The 19522-nt window shown below is 33.5% G+C and carries 23 protein-coding genes; 7 read left to right on the top strand and 16 right to left on the bottom strand.

Annotation, left to right across the window (positions count from 1 at the left end; genetic code table 11):
- Positions 1-8: 8 nt before the first annotated feature.
- The 11 genes from rpsC to rpsL all read right to left on the bottom strand — a co-directional run bounded on the left by rpsC (position 9) and on the right by rpsL (position 7259).
- Positions 9-722: a 30S ribosomal protein S3 gene (gene rpsC / locus ACFWU4_RS15510; RefSeq protein ID WP_155089965.1), complete on the bottom strand. Its 714-nt coding sequence runs from the start codon at positions 720-722 to the stop codon at positions 9-11.
- Between the two features lie 9 nt (positions 723-731).
- Positions 732-1139 (bottom strand): 50S ribosomal protein L22, encoded by a 408-nt coding sequence (gene rplV / locus ACFWU4_RS15505; protein ID WP_299115339.1) that lies wholly within the window; start codon positions 1137-1139, stop codon positions 732-734.
- Between the two features lie 5 nt (positions 1140-1144).
- A complete protein-coding gene (gene rpsS, locus ACFWU4_RS15500; protein ID WP_008269180.1) occupies positions 1145-1423 on the bottom strand; it encodes a 30S ribosomal protein S19 in 279 nt (92 codons plus the stop codon).
- Positions 1424-1433: 10 nt separating this feature from the next.
- A complete protein-coding gene (rplB, locus tag ACFWU4_RS15495) occupies positions 1434-2261 on the bottom strand; it encodes a 50S ribosomal protein L2 (RefSeq protein ID WP_411129518.1) in 828 nt (275 codons plus the stop codon).
- A gap of 8 nt (positions 2262-2269) precedes the next feature.
- A complete protein-coding gene (gene rplW / locus ACFWU4_RS15490; protein ID WP_411129516.1) occupies positions 2270-2560 on the bottom strand; it encodes a 50S ribosomal protein L23 in 291 nt (96 codons plus the stop codon).
- A gap of 5 nt (positions 2561-2565) precedes the next feature.
- On the bottom strand, positions 2566-3195 hold the full coding sequence (gene rplD / locus ACFWU4_RS15485; RefSeq protein WP_411129514.1) for a 50S ribosomal protein L4: 630 nt from the start codon (positions 3193-3195) through the stop codon (positions 2566-2568).
- The gene (gene rplC, locus ACFWU4_RS15480; protein WP_411129512.1) at positions 3195-3812 is read right to left on the bottom strand and encodes a 50S ribosomal protein L3; all 618 of its coding nucleotides are present in this window, start codon (positions 3810-3812) and stop codon (positions 3195-3197) included. Before rplC ends, rplD begins: the two co-directional genes overlap by 1 nt.
- 121 nt (positions 3813-3933) lie before the next feature.
- On the bottom strand, positions 3934-4239 hold the full coding sequence (gene rpsJ, locus ACFWU4_RS15475) for a 30S ribosomal protein S10 (RefSeq protein ID WP_007650482.1): 306 nt from the start codon (positions 4237-4239) through the stop codon (positions 3934-3936).
- Between the two features lie 13 nt (positions 4240-4252).
- On the bottom strand, positions 4253-6379 hold the full coding sequence (gene fusA / locus ACFWU4_RS15470; protein ID WP_411129509.1) for an elongation factor G: 2127 nt from the start codon (positions 6377-6379) through the stop codon (positions 4253-4255).
- Between the two features lie 6 nt (positions 6380-6385).
- The gene (gene rpsG, locus ACFWU4_RS15465) at positions 6386-6862 is read right to left on the bottom strand and encodes a 30S ribosomal protein S7 (RefSeq protein WP_186846742.1); all 477 of its coding nucleotides are present in this window, start codon (positions 6860-6862) and stop codon (positions 6386-6388) included.
- A gap of 22 nt (positions 6863-6884) precedes the next feature.
- Positions 6885-7259: a 30S ribosomal protein S12 gene (gene rpsL, locus ACFWU4_RS15460; protein ID WP_008269190.1), complete on the bottom strand. Its 375-nt coding sequence runs from the start codon at positions 7257-7259 to the stop codon at positions 6885-6887.
- 231 nt (positions 7260-7490) lie between these two features.
- Between rpsL and ACFWU4_RS15455 the strand changes: the two genes are divergently transcribed.
- Entirely contained in the window at positions 7491-9122 is a 1632-nt protein-coding gene (locus ACFWU4_RS15455) for a POTRA domain-containing protein (protein ID WP_411129506.1), read from the top strand.
- A gap of 25 nt (positions 9123-9147) precedes the next feature.
- Positions 9148-9882 carry a 23S rRNA (guanosine(2251)-2'-O)-methyltransferase RlmB gene (gene rlmB / locus ACFWU4_RS15450; RefSeq protein ID WP_411129504.1) on the top strand — a complete coding sequence of 245 codons (735 nt, stop codon included), beginning with the start codon at positions 9148-9150 and terminating at the stop codon, positions 9880-9882.
- Between the two features lie 21 nt (positions 9883-9903).
- On the opposite strand, the gene ACFWU4_RS15445 is transcribed toward rlmB, so the two are convergent.
- Positions 9904-10656, bottom strand: a complete 753-nt coding sequence (locus ACFWU4_RS15445) for a rhomboid family intramembrane serine protease (RefSeq protein WP_411129502.1) — start codon at positions 10654-10656, stop codon at positions 9904-9906.
- 117 nt (positions 10657-10773) lie between these two features.
- Here ACFWU4_RS15445 and ACFWU4_RS15440 point away from each other — a divergent pair, with 117 nt between their 5' ends.
- On the top strand, positions 10774-12051 hold the full coding sequence (locus ACFWU4_RS15440; protein ID WP_411129500.1) for a replication-associated recombination protein A: 1278 nt from the start codon (positions 10774-10776) through the stop codon (positions 12049-12051).
- Between the two features lie 9 nt (positions 12052-12060).
- Here the strand turns inward: ACFWU4_RS15440 and ACFWU4_RS15435 are convergent, their stop codons facing one another.
- Genes ACFWU4_RS15435 through radC form a run of 4 tightly spaced genes read right to left on the bottom strand, consistent with a single transcriptional unit; the run spans position 12061 to position 15575 of the window.
- Positions 12061-12888, bottom strand: coding sequence for a hypothetical protein (locus tag ACFWU4_RS15435; RefSeq protein ID WP_411129498.1), 828 nt, complete (start codon positions 12886-12888; stop codon positions 12061-12063).
- 10 nt (positions 12889-12898) lie between these two features.
- The gene (locus ACFWU4_RS15430; protein WP_411129496.1) at positions 12899-13582 is read right to left on the bottom strand and encodes a YjjG family noncanonical pyrimidine nucleotidase; all 684 of its coding nucleotides are present in this window, start codon (positions 13580-13582) and stop codon (positions 12899-12901) included.
- Complete coding sequence (locus ACFWU4_RS15425; protein ID WP_411129494.1) at positions 13582-14877, bottom strand: polysaccharide deacetylase family protein; 1296 nt, start codon at positions 14875-14877, stop codon at positions 13582-13584. The genes ACFWU4_RS15430 and ACFWU4_RS15425 overlap by 1 nt, the downstream gene beginning before the upstream one ends.
- Entirely contained in the window at positions 14877-15575 is a 699-nt protein-coding gene (gene radC / locus ACFWU4_RS15420; protein ID WP_411129492.1) for a RadC family protein, read from the bottom strand. Before radC ends, ACFWU4_RS15425 begins: the two co-directional genes overlap by 1 nt.
- A gap of 62 nt (positions 15576-15637) precedes the next feature.
- On the opposite strand from radC, the gene ACFWU4_RS15415 reads away from it, so the two are divergent.
- The 4 genes from ACFWU4_RS15415 to ACFWU4_RS15400 all read left to right on the top strand — a co-directional run bounded on the left by ACFWU4_RS15415 (position 15638) and on the right by ACFWU4_RS15400 (position 19519).
- Entirely contained in the window at positions 15638-16081 is a 444-nt protein-coding gene (locus ACFWU4_RS15415; RefSeq protein WP_411129490.1) for a DUF1569 domain-containing protein, read from the top strand.
- On the top strand, positions 16081-16671 hold the full coding sequence (locus ACFWU4_RS15410; protein ID WP_411129488.1) for an FMN-binding negative transcriptional regulator: 591 nt from the start codon (positions 16081-16083) through the stop codon (positions 16669-16671). The genes ACFWU4_RS15415 and ACFWU4_RS15410 overlap by 1 nt, the downstream gene beginning before the upstream one ends.
- A gap of 33 nt (positions 16672-16704) precedes the next feature.
- On the top strand, positions 16705-17592 hold the full coding sequence (locus ACFWU4_RS15405; RefSeq protein ID WP_411129486.1) for a dienelactone hydrolase family protein: 888 nt from the start codon (positions 16705-16707) through the stop codon (positions 17590-17592).
- Between the two features lie 82 nt (positions 17593-17674).
- On the top strand, positions 17675-19519 hold the full coding sequence (locus tag ACFWU4_RS15400) for a cystathionine beta-synthase (RefSeq protein ID WP_411129485.1): 1845 nt from the start codon (positions 17675-17677) through the stop codon (positions 19517-19519).
- Positions 19520-19522: the final 3 nt, after the last annotated feature.

The raw sequence follows: 19522 nt of genomic DNA, 5'->3' as shown, positions 1-19522 counted from the left end.
TTAAAGAATTACTTTCTACGACGTTGGTTCTTATTTCCACCTCGTCCACCTTTACCTTTTTGCTTAGAAAGACCAACTAATGGAGAAAGTTCTCTTTTTCCATAAACTTCACCTTTCATAATCCACACCTTTACACCTAACCTACCATAAGTAGTATGCGCCTCGACCAGTGCATAATCAATATCAGCTCTAAATGTAGATAATGGAATACGACCCTCTTTATAGTGCTCTGAACGTGCCATTTCAGCACCATTCAAACGACCACTAATCTGAATTTTTATTCCCTCTGCATTCATACGCATTGCCGCAGCAATTGCCATTTTTATTGCACGTCTGTAAGAAATTCGGCTTTCTATTTGACGAGCAACACTAGCAGCAACTAAATGTGCATCGAGTTCTGGTCTTTTAATTTCAAAGATGTTCAATTGAACCTCTTTACCTGTAATTTTTTTAAGCTCTTCTTTTAACTTATCTACCTCTTGTCCACCTTTTCCAATAATAATACCAGGTCTTGCAGTAGTGATAGTAACGGTTACAAGTTTAAGCGTACGCTCAATAATTACTCTACTAACACTAGCTTTAGATAAACGAGCATGGATATACTTACGGATTTTATCATCCTCAGCAAGTTTATCACCATAATCATTTCCGCCATACCAGTTAGATTCCCATCCTCTGATAATACCTAAGCGATTTCCGATTGGATTTGTCTTTTGTCCCATATCTCTATCTTAGCTTTGTGTTTTATTTAATGCATCTACAACCACGGTTACATGATTTGAACGCTTTCTAATTCTGTGCGCTCTACCTTGAGGAGCCGGACGCAATCTCTTTAACATAGATCCGCCATCAACTCTTATCTCCTTAATGTAAAGCTTTGCTTCTTCAACATCTGCATCTTCGTTCTTGGCTTGCCAATTTGCTATTGCCGACATAACCAATTTTTCTAAACGACGCGAGGCTTCCTTAGGGCTAAATCTAAGAATCTGAAGTGCCTTTTCTGCTTTTTGACCTCGAACCAAATCCGCAACTAAACGCATTTTTCTTGGAGATGTAGGACAGTTATTTAGCTTAGCGAAAGCAACTTGCTTTTTTTCAGCCTTAATGGCTTCCGCCATTTGTTTTTTACGACTTCCCATGATTCTTATTTTTTACCTTTATTCTTAGCACCTGCATGACCTCTAAAAGATCTTGTCGGTGAAAATTCTCCTAATTTGTGACCTACCATGTTTTCAGTTACATAAACTGGAACAAACTGACGACCATTATGAACTGCTATAGTCTGACCAACGAAATCTGGAGAAATCATTGATGCCCTAGACCAAGTTTTAATAACTGTCTTTTTGTTTGAAGCTACATTTTCTGCAACTTTCTTCTCTAATTTATAATGGATATAAGGTCCTTTTTTTAATGAACGTGCCATACTATCTTAATTATTTCTTTCTACGTTCTACAATATACTTATTACTCGCTTTCGTCTTAGAACGTGTTCTATAACCTTTAGCAGGAATACCGTTTCTAGATCTTGGATGACCACCTGAAGATTTACCTTCACCACCACCCATTGGGTGATCAACTGGATTCATCACTACTGGTCTTACTCTTGGACGTCTTCCTAACCATCTACTTCTACCAGCTTTACCTGACACCAATAATTGGTGATCTGAATTAGAAATAACACCTATTGTAGCCATACATGTTACTAATACCAATCTAGTTTCACCAGATGGTAATTTAACCGTAGCAAACTTACCATCTCTTGCCATTAATTGAGCAAATGCCCCAGCACTACGCGCCATAACAGCACCTTGACCTGGACGTAACTCTATACAAGAAATAATAGTACCTAAAGGTATTTCACTTAATGGCATTGCATTTCCTATTTCTGGGGCAACACCACTTTCACCAGACACTATCGTTTGCCCTACTTGTAAACCATTCTGAGCGATAACGTAACGTTTCTCACCATCTTGGTAATTTAGTAGTGCAATAAATGCTGTTCTGTTTGGATCATATTCAATTGTCTTAACTTCCGCTGGAATCCCAGTTTTGTTACGTTTGAAATCGATAATACGATACTTCTTTTTATGACCTCCACCTAAATGGCGCATAGTCATTTTTCCTCGATTGTTTCTACCACCAGATCGTTTTTTCGGAACAAGTAAACTCTTTTCCGGCTTATCAGTAGTGATGGCATCGAATCCATTTACTACTCTAAATCGCTGAGCTGATGTGATTGGTTTTAATTTTCTTACTGACATAAGTCGAATTACATGTTAGCGTATAAATCTATTGTTTCACCTTCCGCCAGTTGTACAATTGCCTTTTTAACAGCATTTGTTTTACCATGTTGAACACCAGTTTTTGTAAACTTAGTCTTTCTATCTGGACGGACATTTATCGTACGAACTTTAGCTACAGAAACTCCATAAGCAGCCTCAACTGCCTTCTTGATTTCTACCTTGTTCGCCTTTGTATTCACTTCAAATGCATACGCATTTAACAACTCACTTTGCATCGTTGCCTTTTCAGTGATTATAGGTTTTATTAAGATACTCATCTGTTCTATTTACTTAAATTCGATTCAATTCCTTCTAATGCACTCTCAATAAGAATCACTTTATTAGCATTCATTATTTTGTAAGTACTTAATTCTGAAGCTGTTACAACTTCAGAACCTTTAAAATTGCGTGATGACAAATATACATTATTATTTGAGCCACCCAACACAATCAGAGATTTTTTGTTTTCTACTTCTAAAGCCTTTAAAACATTGATAAAATTTTTGGTTTTTGGAGCATCAAAATTGAAGTCTTCCAATACCATTATCGATTTATCATTTGCTTTAATACTTAGTGCAGATTTACGCGCTAATCGTTTTACGTTTTTATTTAATTTAAATCCGTAGTTTCTTGGTCTAGGACCAAACATACGACCACCACCTTTAAATACACCTGATTTAATAGAACCAGCACGTGCCGTACCTGTTCCTTTTTGTTTCTTAATCTTTCGTGTACTACCTGCGATCTCCGCTCTTTCTTTAGCCTTATGTGTTCCCTGTCTTTGATTTGCTAAGTATTGCTTAACATCTAAATAGACAGCATGATTATTAGGCTCTATAGCGTATACGTCTTTAGAAAGCTCTGCTTTTCTACCCGTATCTTTTCCGTTTATATCTAAAACTGCTACCTTCATTACTTCTCAATAATTACATAAGAGTTTTTGTGACCAGGAACGCATCCTTTAACAACAAGTAAGTTCTTTTCAGCAACTACTTTATATACTCTTAAATTTTGAACTTTTACAGTGTCACCACCCATTCTTCCTGCCATTTTCATTCCTTTAAAAACTCTTGCAGGATATGAAGCAGCACCAATAGAACCAGGAGCTCTTAAACGGTTATGTTGACCGTGCGTTGCTTGGCCTACACCGGCAAACCCATGACGTTTTACAACACCTTGAAAACCTTTACCTTTTGACGTTCCAACAATATCCACAAATTCTCCTTGCGTAAATTGCTCTACTGTGATTGCATCACCTAATTTGTACTCCGCATCAAAACCTTTAAATTCAACAACTTTGCGTTTTACAGAAGTTCCCGCTTTTTTAGCATGACCTAGATCAGCTTTAGTAGCGCTTTTTTCTGTCGCGTCATCGAAACCTAATTGAAGGGCAGAATAACCATCCACTTCTTCAGTTCTGACTTGGGTAACGATACATGGCCCAGCTTCGATTACTGTACAAGGAATATTCTTCCCGTTTTCATCGAAAATGCTGGTCATACCGATTTTTTTTCCAATTAACCCAGACATATTATTATTTATTGATTATTATTTATTGTTTAAAATTCAAGGCTGAAAATACATTTCAGCCTTGAATCGTATTTTTTCCGCTTTTCCCTCGACCGCATCGGTGGGACATGTTATGTTTTAATTACACCTTTATCTCAACTTCAACTCCACTTGGTAATTCAAGCTTCATTAATGCATCAATCGTCTTAGATGACGAAGAGTAAATATCTAGCAACCTCTTATAAGAGCTTAATTGAAATTGTTCTCTTGACTTCTTGTTTACGTGTGGTGAACGTAATACAGTGAAAATTTTCTTGTGAGTTGGTAATGGAATTGGCCCTGTTACAACTGCACCTGTACTCTTTACTGTTTTTACAATCTTATCAGCAGACTTATCAACTAAATTGTGATCGTAAGACTTTAATTTTATTCTAATTTTTTGACTCATTTTCTATTTAGTTTTAAGCTTCTACGCCTTTAGCTGCTGCAATTACTTCCTCAGAAATATTCTTAGGTGTCTCAGCATAATGTGAAAATTCCATTGTTGATGTTGCTCTACCAGATGATAATGTTCTTAATGTTGTTACATAACCAAACATTTCAGATAATGGAACAGTAGCTTTTACAGTTTTTGCACCAGCTCTATCACCCATGTCACTTACTTGACCTCTTCTTCTATTTAAATCACCAACGATATCACCCATATTTTCCTCAGGTGTAATAACCTCAAGTTTCATTATCGGCTCCATAATTACGGCTTTAGCTGCTTTTGCAACATTCTTAAAACCTAATTTAGCTGCTAATTCGAAAGATAATTGATCAGAATCCACATCATGATATGATCCATCTTTTAAAGTTATCTTCATAGCATCTACTTCGAAGCCAGCTAATGGTCCATTTACCATAGCCATCTTAAACCCTTTCTCTATTGAAGGAATAAATTCCTTAGGAACATTACCACCTTTAATAACAGATTCAAACTGAAGTCCTATTTGACCTTCATCTGCCGGTTCAATTGTAAATACAATATCTGCAAATTTACCACGACCACCAGATTGTTTTTTATAAACTTCTCTATGATCTGCTGAAGCTGTAATTGCTTCTTTATACTCAACTTGTGGTTGACCTTGGTTAACCTCAACTTTAAATTCTCTTTTAAGACGATCAACAATTACATCTAGGTGCAACTCACCCATTCCAGAAATAATAGTCTGGCCTGAAGCTTCGTCCGAACGTACAGTAAATGTAGGATCTTCCTCAGCTAATTTAGCTAAGCCCATACCCAATTTATCAACGTCTGCTTTTGTCTTAGGCTCAACCGCAATACCAATTACTGGATCAGGGAAGTCCATAGATTCTAAAACTATCGGATGCTTTTCAGATGTTAATGTATCCCCCGTCTTAATAGATTTAAATCCAACAGCAGCTCCAATATCACCAGCTTCAATAAAATCAATTGCATTTTGCTTATTAGCATGCATTTGGTAAATACGTGAAATACGCTCTTTTTTACCAGAACGATTATTCAACACGTACGAGCCTGCATCTAAACGACCAGAATAAGCTCTAAAGAATGCTAAACGCCCTACGAAAGGATCAGTAGCAATTTTAAATGCTAAAGCAGCGAAAGGCTCCTTTACATCTGGCTTACGAATTTCTTCTTGCTCTGTATCTGGATTCATACCTACGATACCTTCCTTATCTACTGGAGAAGGTAAGTAACGACATACAGCATCTAATAAAAATTGTACACCTTTATTTTTGAAAGCAGAACCACAAATCATAGGAATGATTGCCATATCCATTACAGCAGCTCTAAGTGCAGCGTGCACTTCTTCTTCTGTAATAGAATCCTCATCTTCCATGAACTTTTCTAATAAGTTCTCATCGTAACTTGCGACTTCTTCAATTAATAAAGCTCTATACTTTCTTGCTTCTTCCTTAAGCTCTTCAGGAATTTCTACAACATCAAAAGTCGCCCCTTGAGTTTCGTCATGCCATACAATAGCTCTATTCTTAACTAAATCTATAATACCTTTAAAATCTATCTCATCACCAATATTTAAAACGATTGGTACCGCGTTAGACTTTAACATGTCTTTCACTTGTTGACAAACACCTAAAAAGTTAGATCCTTGACGGTCCATTTTATTAACGAAACCAATTCTTGGTACTTTATAGTTATCAGCTAGTCTCCAGTTAGTCTCAGATTGTGGCTCAACACCATCAACTGCACTAAATAAAAATACTAAACCATCTAGTACACGTAATGAACGGTTTACCTCAACGGTAAAATCAACGTGACCAGGAGTATCAATAATATTAAAGTGGTATCCTTTAGTATCCTCAGTTGGTTTTCCATTTTCAATTGGAAACTCCCATGTACAAGTTGTCGCAGCAGAAGTAATAGTAATACCTCTTTCTTGTTCTTGCTCCATCCAATCCATTGTTGCAGCACCATCATGCACTTCACCAATTTTGTGAGAAACACCTGTATAATAAAGAATACGTTCTGTAGTAGTGGTTTTTCCTGCATCAATATGAGCAGCAATACCTATATTTCTTGTGAATTTTAAATCTCTTGCCATTTCTTATTAAAATCTAAAGTGAGAGAATGCTTTATTTGCTTCAGCCATTTTGTGAGTATCAACTCTTTTCTTAACGGCTGCACCTTCTTCTTTAGCAGCAGCTAATACTTCTGCAGCTAAACGTTGTGCCATAGATTTTTCATTTCTTTTACGTGAATAGCTAATTAACCATTTCATCGCAGTTGAAACCTTACGATCTGGACGAATTTGCATTGGAATTTGGAATGTAGCACCACCAACACGACGACTACGTACTTCTACGTGAGGCATCACATTAGATAAAGCATCTTTCCATACTTCTAACGCCGTTTTTTCTTCGTCATTCTTTTTCTCTTCAACAATATCAATTGCATCATAGAATACTTTAAAAGCTACAGACTTCTTACCATCCCACATCATCATGTTAACAAAACGTGTTACTAACTGATCATTAAATTTTGGATCTGGTAAAAGTGGTCTCTTTTTTGCTGCTCTTTTTCTCATGTCTTCTTCTTAAAGTTTTAAATTACTTCTTAGGGCGTTTTGCACCATACTTAGATCTACGTTGTGTGCGACCAGCAACACCTGCTGTATCTAATGCACCACGAACGATGTGATATCTAACTCCTGGTAAATCTTTTACCCTTCCACCTCTAACCAATACTATCGAGTGCTCTTGTAAATTGTGACCCTCTCCGCCAATGTATGCATTCACCTCGTTTCCGTTTGTTAAACGAACCCTTGCTACCTTACGCATTGCTGAGTTTGGTTTCTTAGGCGTCGTTGTATAAACACGAGTACATACACCACGTCTCTGAGGACACGAATCTAAAGCAGCCGATTTACTCTTCTTGGTTATTTTGGCTCTTCCTTTTCGTACTAATTGTGAAATTGTTGGCATATATTTCTATATAAAATTTTATTAACCCTCACTTTTGAGGGCTGCAAAGGTAGGAATTAATCTTAATTATTCAAATAGTTAAGAATTTATTTTTCAAAGAAATATAACTATTCATTTTATACATATATATATTGACCTATTTTTACGTTATCAATTGAGATTCTATATACAGATTTAATGCTTTTTTTTAAACGTTTTTTTTTCATCTCACTTTTGGTTTTTTGCAACCAATTGATTGGGCAATCACTAAACCTCAGCATAAAAGGCGAATCTGTTGGAAAAACAACTATTATCGATTCTATTAATTATTTAAAAGTATTTGATAATTATAAGAACCTAGAAACAGAATTAAAAACTATTCAAAATAAACTAACAAGACTAGGTTATATAGACACAAAAATAGAGCGTGTCGAAAAACAAAATGACTCCACATATAATGCACAATTGTTTTTAGGGGATAAAATTAATTCTATTCGAATTAATTATAATGATAACTTTAATTTGGAATTACTCAATTTTATTACTCACAAAAAAGGCAAAAACTTTTTTGAATTAGATATTTCGCAACTTGAAAATTCTCTAAACTCATTAAACTCTATGATAGCAGAACAAGGTGATCCTTTTTCTTCACTACAATTAATTAATATTTCTAAACTAAACTCTGATTTCATTTCGGCCGATTTAAAAATCACAGCTAACCAAAAAAGACGTATTGATAAAATTATTGTTAAGGGGTACGAGAAGTTTCCTAAATCTTATATTAAACGATTTATGAAACTGAAAACCGAAAAATCATTTAACTTAAATGCAATAAAAGATAAGGTTGAGTTATTGGAAGACGTACGTTTTGCAAATAAAATTAAAGACCCTGAAGTACTCTTTACAAAAGACTCTACCACACTATATTTATATTTAGAAAAGACAAAAACAAACAACTTTGATGGCTTTTTAGGTTTTGGAACAAATGAAAACACCAACAAGATCGATTTTGATGGCTATTTAGATTTAAGACTCATTAATAATCTCAATTTTGGAGAAACTTTAAATTTATTCTATAAAAGCGATGAGATTGATCAACAAACCTTCAGAGTAGATGCTGATTTACCTTATTTATTTAGTTCACCTATAGGACTTCAAGTTGGATTAAATATTTTTAGAAAGGATACAACATTTTCTAACGCAAGACAATACGTGAAAATAAATTATCAAATAAATGCTCAGAATAAAATCGGAATAGGCATTAATGCTACCACTTCTACAAATCTTTTAGAAAATGATACTGACATACTAAATGACTATACAACCAATTATTTTACTTTAAATTACAACTATATTAAAGCACAATTTTACGACCCTTTATTTCCAATAAACTTTTGGTTTAACTTATCATCAGGTTTTGGAGAGAGAGAAAATACTTTAGGTAATCAAAACCAAACAGTTTTTAATTTAGACACATACAAAATATTTAATCTCAATAATAAAAATAGTATTTACACAAGATTTAATGGAGCTATTTTAACTTCCGATAACTACCTCGACAACGAACTTTTTAGGTTTGGTGGTATCAATTCTATTAGAGGTTTTGAAGAAAACAGTTTAGTGGCCAATCTTTATGGCGTTATCAATACGGAGTATCGTTATCGCTTAAGCAATAGTATCTATATACATTCAGTTTTAGATGCTGCTTATTTTGAGAATCAAATTAATGATACCAAGGAAAAGCTTTTTGGCTTCGGTTTTGGCTTAGGGCTATTAACCAACGCAGGACTATTTAGACTTAATTATTCTAGCGGTAAAAGTGAAAATCGTCAATTTAAATTATCTGACTCCAAAGTTCATGTAAGTTTAACCGCTACTTTTTAATTCTGTTTCAATACCTTTGCCATATATGAAAAATGAGACCACAATTTTTGGAATACGCGCCATAATAGAGGCTATAAAATCTGGAGAAACTATAGATAAAATTTTTATGCAGAAAGGACTTTATGGTGAACTCTATAAGGAGTTAGAGCACCTTATAAGATCTGAAGGGGTTAATTCTTCTTATGTACCTGTCGAAAAATTGAATCGATTAACGCGCGGAAATCACCAAGGTGCTGTTGCCCAGATTTCACCAATAGAATTTCATAATATTGATGATTTAGTAATGCAAGTCATTGAATCTGGAAAAACCCCATTATTTCTTCTCTTAGATCAGTTAAGTGATGTTAGAAATTTTGGCGCTATTGTCCGTACTGCGGAATGTACTGGCGTTAATGGCATAATTATTCAGAAAAAAGGAGGAGCTCCGATTAATGGAGATACAATTAAAACTAGTGCAGGCGCTATTTTTAAATTACCCATATGTAAAGTAGACCATATTAAAGATGCTGTTTTTCATATGCAAGCATCTGGCATAAAAGTTGTTGCAGCTACAGAAAAGGCAAAAGACTTTGTTTACAATGTCTCTTTTAAAGAACCATGCGCTATAATTATGGGCTCAGAAGGAAGAGGTATAAATCCTTCGGTTTTAAAAGTTGTAGACGACCAAGCTAAACTTCCTATTTTAGGCGAGATTGAATCTTTAAATGTATCGGTTGCTTGTGGTGCATTTTTATATGAAGCTGTTAGACAACGTTCTTAATTTTGGATTAACTACTTTAAGTTAATCTTCATTCTTTTTAAATATATATTTGACTTTTGGCGTGATTAATTCTTCTATTTCAATTTCAGAATCTATATCGTCTTCCAATTCAGGGTCTAACTCTATAAAATTTCCATTTTCATCAAAATGTCGCATAAAAGGGTCGTCTTCTTCATTATACTCTGGTTGCTCCCATTTATAGCGTTCTGGTTGAGCTACTTGTTTTCTAAATATTAAAGCGAATACCAATCCGGTTATTAAGCCACCTAAATGTCCTTCCCAAGACATGCCTTCCTTAACTGGGAAAACATACCAAATTAAACTTCCATATAAAAATATCACCATTAATGAAAGGGCAATCAACCTATAGTGTTTAGCAAAAATACCTTTAAAGAATATAAAACTAACAAGAACGTATATTAACCCACTAGCTCCGATATGATTACCACTTCTTCCTATTATCCACGTTAGCACTCCTGATAATAAAATACCATAAATAATAACCTTCCATGCTATCTTATTATAAAAATAAAACAGTGCCAACGAGAGCACTAAAAGTGGAATAGAATTATTATATAAGTGATCAATGTCACCATGTAAAAACGGACTTGTAAAGATACCTAAAAGACCCTCTATTTTTTGAGGTCTAATACCAAAAGACTTTATTCCGTAATCTACCTCAACCTGATACCAAAATACAATCCATATGAAAAGTACCATCATCAATGGATAGATGATAATACGATTTGAATATTTGAATTGTTCTGTGGACATCTTTAAATTTAAAAAAGTTACTTCAAATTTATAACCAAAACCTAATATCATGAAATATTGTCATAAGTGCTTAAGAAAAGTCTAATCATTTTCATTATCGTTTTGTAATTTTAAACCATGAATATACCACTAGCAGAAAGACTGCGTCCAAAAACCCTTAATGACTATTTAAGTCAGCAACATTTAGTTGGTAAGGATGGAATGTTATATCAACAAATTAAGAGTGGAGTTATTCCATCTCTTATTCTTTGGGGACCGCCAGGAATAGGTAAGACTACCTTAGCAAACATTATAGCAAATGAATCTGAACGTCCTTTCTTTAAACTCAGCGCTATTAATTCTGGTGTTAAAGACATAAGAGATGTTATTGATAAAGCTAAAAAAAGTGGAGGCTTATTTACTGCTAAAAACCCTATTCTGTTTATAGATGAAATTCATCGTTTCAGTAAATCACAACAAGATTCTTTATTAGAGGCCGTAGAAAAGGGTTGGGTTACATTAATTGGTGCGACAACGGAAAACCCGAGTTTTGAAGTGATCTCCGCACTACTCTCAAGGTGCCAAGTCTATACTTTAAATGCATTTACTAAAGATGACTTAGAAGCGCTATTGCAGCGCGCTATGAGTGAGGACCGTGTTTTGTCAAAACTAAAAATTAAACTTAAAGAAACTGATGCACTACTAAGATTTTCAGGTGGAGATGCAAGAAAATTACTAAATATATTTGAATTACTTGTTACCTCTAATAATAAAGAACCAATAGTTATTACTAATGAACTTGTAACAAAACAAGTACAAAGCAACGCAGCCAGATATGACAAAACGGGTGAGCAACACTATGATATTATTTCTGCTTTCATAAAATCTATACGCGGAAGCGATCCGAATGCCGCAGTTTATTACTTAGCCCGTATGATTGAAGGTGGTGAAGATGTGAAATTTATTGCCAGACGTCTCCTTATTTTAGCGAGCGAAGATATTGGCAATGCCAACCCAACTGCCTTAGTGATTGCCACTAACACATTTCAAGCCGTGTCTGTAATCGGAAATCCAGAATCTCGTATTATCTTAAGTCAATGCTCAACTTATCTCGCAAGCTCACCAAAAAGCAACGCAGCTTATGAAGCCATTAATAAAGCTCAACAAATCGTTAAAGATACTGGTGATTTATCGGTGCCGTTAGCGATTAGAAACGCGCCAACGAAATTAATGAAAGAGTTAGGCTACGGTGATAAATATAAATATTCGCATAGTTATGAAAACAATTTTGCTGAACAAGAATTTCTACCAGACGAGATAGCAAACACCAAAATATACAATCCTGGAAATAATGCTAGAGAGCAAGCTCAGAGGAATTATCTAAAAGCATTATGGAAAAAGAAATACGGCTACTAACTTTTAGTATTAAAATTTAATATTTAGCCTCTTTTTGGTTGAAGAATCAGCATTGTTTTCTGAATAATACCAAATACCATCCTCCTTGAAAACTATTGCATTCTCTCCTTTTACTATATATACATCCTTAGCGCCAGATTTAAGTAAAACCATAACGATTTTTGGCTCAGAATCTACTATTTGATAACCATTAGAAATGGCCTGAGCATAATAAAGTTCTATGTCTCCATCTGAGGGTTTTTCTGTCTTCTTTATAAGAGTTTTTTTGTTTTCTGTATTTGCCGTCTTCTTATTTACGTCATCTTTTACACCGTCTAAAGCTTTGATATTAGAAATTGTTAGCTCTTTTTCGCCTTCTTTTTTTTGCTTTACCTGCTCCACAACCCCATTTTCTTTCAATGGAGCGTAATTGTAATTCATAAATTTAAAACTATCAAATGCCTTTCTTAAAGCTTCATTATATGCACTACTATAATTCTTAAATTTTGAATCACCTACTTTAGACGTCATAACAATATCACCAAAGCAATCTTCTAATGAGATTTCTAATTTTGTTTTTAAAAGTCCCCCTTTAGCATCTACTACATTTGCTCTTAGCGCTAAGCATTTGTTATTAATTAATTCTTCTGGGTAATCATCACCAATAAAATATGCTTCAAACCCATATTTATTAAATAGAAACTTGGTTATTGAATTTAATTGATAACGATCTTCACCTTTTGTGAAATCATAGTTTTTAGGTACAAGAACATACTTATAGTTATTTATATTTTTTTGCGCTAATCCATATAAACTTATTAGAATAAATGAAACTGTGAATACTATTTTTTTTAGCATGATTTATGATTTAAAGGTAATTTTCTAATGATTTCAATTTTGTAATTCTCTTGTAGTTATGTGAACTGTGTTCGTCTTTGTAATCAAAGTGTATTGCATCAATTCCCAAATTATCCGCACCCTCTATATCGGCCTCAAGACTATCACCTATCATAATACTTTCATTTGCATTCGCATTTGCTAAACTTAAAGCAAAGTTAAAGATTTTCGGATTTGGTTTCTTTACACCTACCATTTCAGAATTTGTAATGGTTTTGAAATAATGTATAATTTTAGAACTCTTCATTTTCTTTTCTTGAATCTCATCAAAGCCATTAGTTATAATATGCAAGCTATATTTTGATTTTAAGTAATCTAAAACCTCAAATGTATCTTCAAATAAATGATTAAAACTAGATAAATATTCTATATAATCTTCAGATAATCTATTTATCATACTATCCTCAACATTTATATTTAAAACATCAAAAGCTTTTTTCAACCTTCCATAACGTAATTCGGACTTAGTTACTTTTTCCTCACGATACAGTCTCCAATATTTTAAGTTTATAGGTTCATATACATTTAGAAATTCTCTTAAATCAATAGTCATACCATTTAATTCAAAAATCTTTTTAAAAGTTAATCCAGAGTTTTTATCAAAATCCCATAATGTATGGTCTAAATCAAAAAATACATGTTTTATTTTAGTCATTATTCAGCGGATTCTAATATTTGATTAAATAGTGTTCTAAAGCCTGTCCAATTATTAGAATCACTAAAAGTATAATTATGAAATATCGGAGTAAATGTACCATTTACTGCTTTTATTTCGTCAATTAGTTTTTGTAAATGTTCAGTTTTATCTAGCTCAGATTCATATTTTAACAAAGCAAAATCTAAACAGTGGTAAGGGTTAATTTTTAATGGGGTTTGCACTTCATAATCTAAATCATAAAATTGAAATGGGGTACACGTACCTGCTCTAAAACCTAAGGTATCAATATAGCCCATAGTAAAGTCTTGGTTAATTTCTAATTCAACCAAATTACGATAAGATTGTGGTAAATTTAATTTAGAAAATGAATGCCTAACCGCTTTTAGATCTGTATTTATTATTGCCTCCATTTTAACCTTTTCTTTCTTTAAAATAAAAATATCATCTAATGCAAAATAAGACGCCTTAATACCTACATTACAATAATCGGCTATTGATTTTATTAAAGACACAAATTGCTTTTTGTTTGTGTTTATATTTTTATCATATGTAGAATAATCTCCAATTAAAAATAACACTGTAAACTTAAAATTACTTTGTTTTTGCTTGGTGATTATCCATTTAAAAGTATCATATGGATCTCTTTTAAAACCCATTAAAACCGAATAACGCTGATACAATTGTCTTAATTTAAAACGTCTAAGATCATTTAAAGTTCCACCAATTGTGCGTAACAATCCTTTTTGTCTAAAATAGAAAGCCGTCGGCACATCAATTACAGGTTGTATTGCATATTTTCTTTTTGGGAAATCAAAATCGGGAAAACGCGCCTTTAAGACATCTCGAAGCTTAAAAGCCCAAATATCCACAACTGGCTGGTTTAAAAACTGATGATTATATGCTAAACTTTCTTTTGCTAAAAATCTACCATAATCGTCTTTAACATGAGGCATGTATTCCTCGTAACGACTCAATAGATAAAAAGAAGCGGCAAAAATATCAAATGGTAAATCACTACGATCTCCCGTAGCAAAAAAGCCCTTGGTGTTATCCCATTTTTGAACATTAATATCTATATCAGACAAACCATTCTCAAACAATAGTTCATTACTTCTTACGAACAACTCATTACTAAGAGGTTGTTTTGCATAAGACATCTTAAGACTATTGTGAGCAATAAAATCCTCTACCTTAGATGTAAAAGTTACATCTAAGTTTAAAATACGTCTACAAATATGCCTAAAGGTATATTTTAAACGCGGTGTAATTTTATGACTGTAGACTAATAGCATTATAAGATTTCTTGATCAGCAAAACTAAAATAAGTTTTCTCGGTTACAATAAGGTGATCTAAAACTTTAATATCTAAACTTTCCGCAGCAGATTTTAATTTCTGAGTGATATCTTTATCAGCCTGGCTCGGATTTAAGGTTCCTGACGGATGGTTATGACAAAGCACTAAAGCTGTGGCTCCAAACTCTAAGGCAGTTTTTAAAACCAATCTCACATCTACTAATGTACCTGTAATCCCACCTTTACTGAGTTGATTTTTTCTTATAACTTTATTTGAGTTATTAAGGTACAAAATCCAGAATTCTTCATGAGGTAATTCACCTAGAAGAGGTTGCATAATATCATAAACCGAGCGACTTGATGTAATTTTTTCTAAATCTAAACTTTCTTCCAATCGACGTCGTCTTCCTAACTCTAAAGCTGCTGTAATTGTAATTGCTTTAGCTTCACCTATACCCTTAAATGCCATAAGCTGTTTAATCGATAATTTTCCTAAAGCATTAAGATTATTATTAGCACTAGCCAAAATTCGTTTACTCAAATCCACAGCACTTTCTTCTCTATTACCCGAACCTATTAAAATGGCTACAAGTTCTGCATCACTTAATACAGACTTTCCTTTATCTCTAAGTTTTTCTCTAGGCTGATCATCTTGAGACCATTTTTTTATTGAAAATGAAGTCGGTTTTTCTGACATGGTTTAAAGATAAAAAATTGTAAATTTAAGCGACTAAATAAATCAATTAATTTAATCTAACTATGAAATCATTTTTTGAAGACGGAGTCTACGATGAGTTAGTATCAAGACTTAATAACTTAAACGAAGATATCTCAGCAAATTGGGGTAAAATGGATACAGGGCAAATGTTATATCATTGTCAAATGCCACTAAATATTATTTTAGAAAAAAAAGATTATGGCGTAAAACCTAATTGGTTAATTAACCTTTTGTTTAAAAAGTCAATGTATAGCAATAAACCATGGAGAAAGAACTTACCAACAGCTAAGGGCTTTGCTATAACTGACACAAAAGATTTTAAAACTGAAAAACACGCCATCTCAGAACTTCTTAATGAGTTAAATTCGCAACGATCTCGCAATGACTGGCAGCCACATCCTGCTTTTGGAAAATTAACTAAAGACCAATGGGGAAAAATGCAATACAAGCATCTAGACCATCACTTTAGACAGTTTGGAGTGTAATGAATTATCCTCCAAAAAAACATCAAGACGATGATATTAATCACATAATTGAGGTTATAAAATCGTATCCTTTAGCCACTGTCATCTCTGTAAAAGATGATGAGCCGTTAATAACACATTTACCTTTGGTTTACGAAAATGGAAAACTGATTGGTCATATAGATATTTATAATCCTCAAGCCAAACTATTAAAAGACAATAATAAGGTTACCATAATTTTTGCCGGACCGGAATGTTACATCTCACCAAGTGTCTATTCCACAACACAATTGCCAACATGGAATTATATTAAAGTACACCTAAAAGGAACTGTAAAAGCAATAGAAAGTAAAGCAGCACTTAAAGAATCTCTAATTACAATGACTGAGTTTTTAGAAGCACCAGAACATAAATACGTTTTAGAACCAGAAAATCCTAGATTAGACGCAAATCTCAAATATATTGAAATGTTTGAAATTACCATAACCGATTGGGAAGGGAAGTTTAAACTTTCGCAAGACAAAAAACCAAAGGATATTAATTTAGCTCGTAAAGAATTAATAAGAGCAAATCAAGAGAGTATTAAACAGTTTCTAGACAAAGTAATTTAAAAATTCGTAACTTATTACTCTAAAATTTTATTAATGAAAGACTTAAAAAAGGAAGATATCAATCAAGACGTATTCGATCTCTATGACGATTACGCACATAATAAACTCAATAGAAAACAGTTTGTTGAAAAACTAGGTTTATATGCTGTTGGCGGCTTAACTGTATCTTCATTATTGAGTTTTATGTCACCAAATTATGTAGATAGTTTATTAGTTCAACCCAATGATCCAACTATAGATTCTGGCTATATTAACTTTGAATCTTCAAAAGGTGGTGGTACTATAAAAGGTCTATTAGCACAACCAAAAGGTAACAAACTAAAATTACCTGGTGTTATTGTAGTTCATGAAAATAGAGGTCTCAATCCATATATAGAAGATGTTTGTCGTCGCACTGCAAAAGCTGATTTTATCTCTCTGGCACCTGATGCTCTAAGTCCTCTCGGTGGCTATCCTGGTAATGATGATGATGGTAGAACTATGCAGAAAAAAAGAGATAGAAATGAAATGCTAAAAGATTTTATCGCAGCATATCATCATCTTAAAAATCATGAAAATTGTGATGGTAATGTTGGTGTGGTTGGTTTTTGTTTTGGCGGTTGGATTTCTAACATGATGGCCGTTAACTTACCAGAGTTAGGTGCAGCAGTACCCTATTATGGCAGACAACCAGAAGCTGAAGACGCAGTGAAAATTAAAGCTCCGCTGTTACTTCAATATGGTGAATTAGACAAACGTGTTAATGCAGGTTGGCCAGCATTTGAAAAGATTCTAAAAGAAAACAAAATTGAACACCAAGCCTATATTTATCCTGAAGTAAATCATGGTTTTCATAACAATACAACTCCACGTTATGATAAAAAGGCTGCTAACTTGTCTTGGGAGCGTACTATTGCATTTTTTAAGAAACATTTAAAATAAAAATAGATTCCCAAAACGTCTTGTAAGGTTTTAAAGAAGCTACAACTAATGTATCTTTACAATCTATTAGTACGTAAATAAGATGCAAGACCAAAAACTACTGAGTTATATAAAAGATGTATTAGAAAATATGCCAGAAGATTGGCTAAAGCTAACTACTCATAGACTAGATATTTATAATGAGTCATTGGCAAAAACACAATTTATTGATCAGTTTGAAAGCTTATATAATAGCAACAATTCAGAGTCATCAGTACTTAATGAATTACCAACGGCTTACGATTATATTAGATTAGGTCACCCATTATCTTGTGTATTAGAATGGGCAATTGCCAAATTACATGGCTTAAAATCAGAAAACATTATTAGTTTTTCTTCTCAAACAGTCCCAGTTTTAGCAGTGCTTAGAACAAATTTATTAGCGAATAAAAAAACACGAATTGTTTTCACTGATGAATTACCAGAGTCTTTCGATACAGAACTGATAAAAAGCGTTTATGGCTATGATTTTGAGTTAAGGAAAGTTGGGAATGAGGGCACTATTTCAGAATTCAAAGGCACTACCATTTTCATTTCTCAAGAATATCAATTTAGCACTAATAACCTTAACCCAGCTATTGATTTTTATGTCAATCTTTATGATGGTCTTGGAAGTATTCTTATAGCAAATGCTGAAAAGAGTGACAATTATATCTCAGATATACAGCATGTGAGAAGAAGAGAGACGATTGCCATGACTCCTGCAAACTGTATTGTGGCTTTAGAGTCTTTAGTAAAACAATCTTCTTTTGAAACTCAAAATAATAAGATTGAAGCCAACAAAACAAGTGTTTTAGACGTTATTAAAACCGTAACTGACGTTACAACAAAACCATTAGTTGGCTCAAGTGGATTGTCTGTTCAGTATGCCATTATGATGGGATTAATCCATGATGCACAAGAGAATCACAGCCATAAAGCGATTAAATTTATTGTACCTACAAATTGTTATGGTGGTACTAACGACCAAGCACGACGAGTTGCTGAATGTTTAAACAATGTTGAAATTGTAGATTTAGCTGTGGATGGCGATAATGATATGGTAACGAGCTTAGAAACAGTTTTAGCTAAAGTTGCTAAGGAAGACGCTATTCCATATATCATTGCCGAAATCCCAACTAACCCAAGAGTTGAAGTTCCGGATTTGGAACAATTAAAAGCAGTTTTGAGCAAAAAACGTATAACTGCAAATGGTAACATAGCTATTGACCCTGTTTTTATCTTAGACCAAACATTTTGTCCTAATATTCACTTTCTAGGTGACGGTGAAATACTATCAACAGTAAGAACGATTTCTTATGCGAGTGGATCCAAGTTTCCTAGTGGTGGAAAATGCACAGCTGGTTATTGTGTAGGCAATAAAAAAGCGGAAAGCTTAATATCTAAAATAGAGCAGCATTTATTACTATCCGATAATGAAGCAACAGCCTTACAGTATGAGATTTTAGCAACCCAAATGCCTTCCATGAATCAAAGGATTACTAATGCATATATCAATACAAGAGCATTTGTTAGCTACATAAAGGAGATATTACCAGAAGCTAAAATCAATTTTGTTTCTGAAGAATTGGCTGCACAAGGCTTTACACCTTCAGTATTTTCATTAGATCTGCCAACAAAAGGAAATTCTCCTGAAGAAAAAGAAACTTACAAACGTAGTTTGAATCATAAGCTTATTACCTTAATGATTACAGAAATTCCAAATGAAAGTAAATATTGTGTAAGTTATGGACAATTACAGGGTTGTTATTGGACCATACCAGCAACATCAACACAAGGAACTACCAAAGAAGGTGATAAAGATTATATCGCTCGTGTTGCTTTATCCCCTAACATGGATTTAGAAAAGCATAAAGAAGTCTTTAATGCTTTTGCTAACCATATTTAGTTT

Origin of the sequence: Winogradskyella sp. PE311 (genome assembly GCF_046545555.1) — a bacterium.
Taxonomy (GTDB): domain Bacteria; phylum Bacteroidota; class Bacteroidia; order Flavobacteriales; family Flavobacteriaceae; genus Winogradskyella.
Note: the sequence above shows the minus strand (reverse complement) of the source record. Positions and strands in the feature narration are given on the sequence as shown.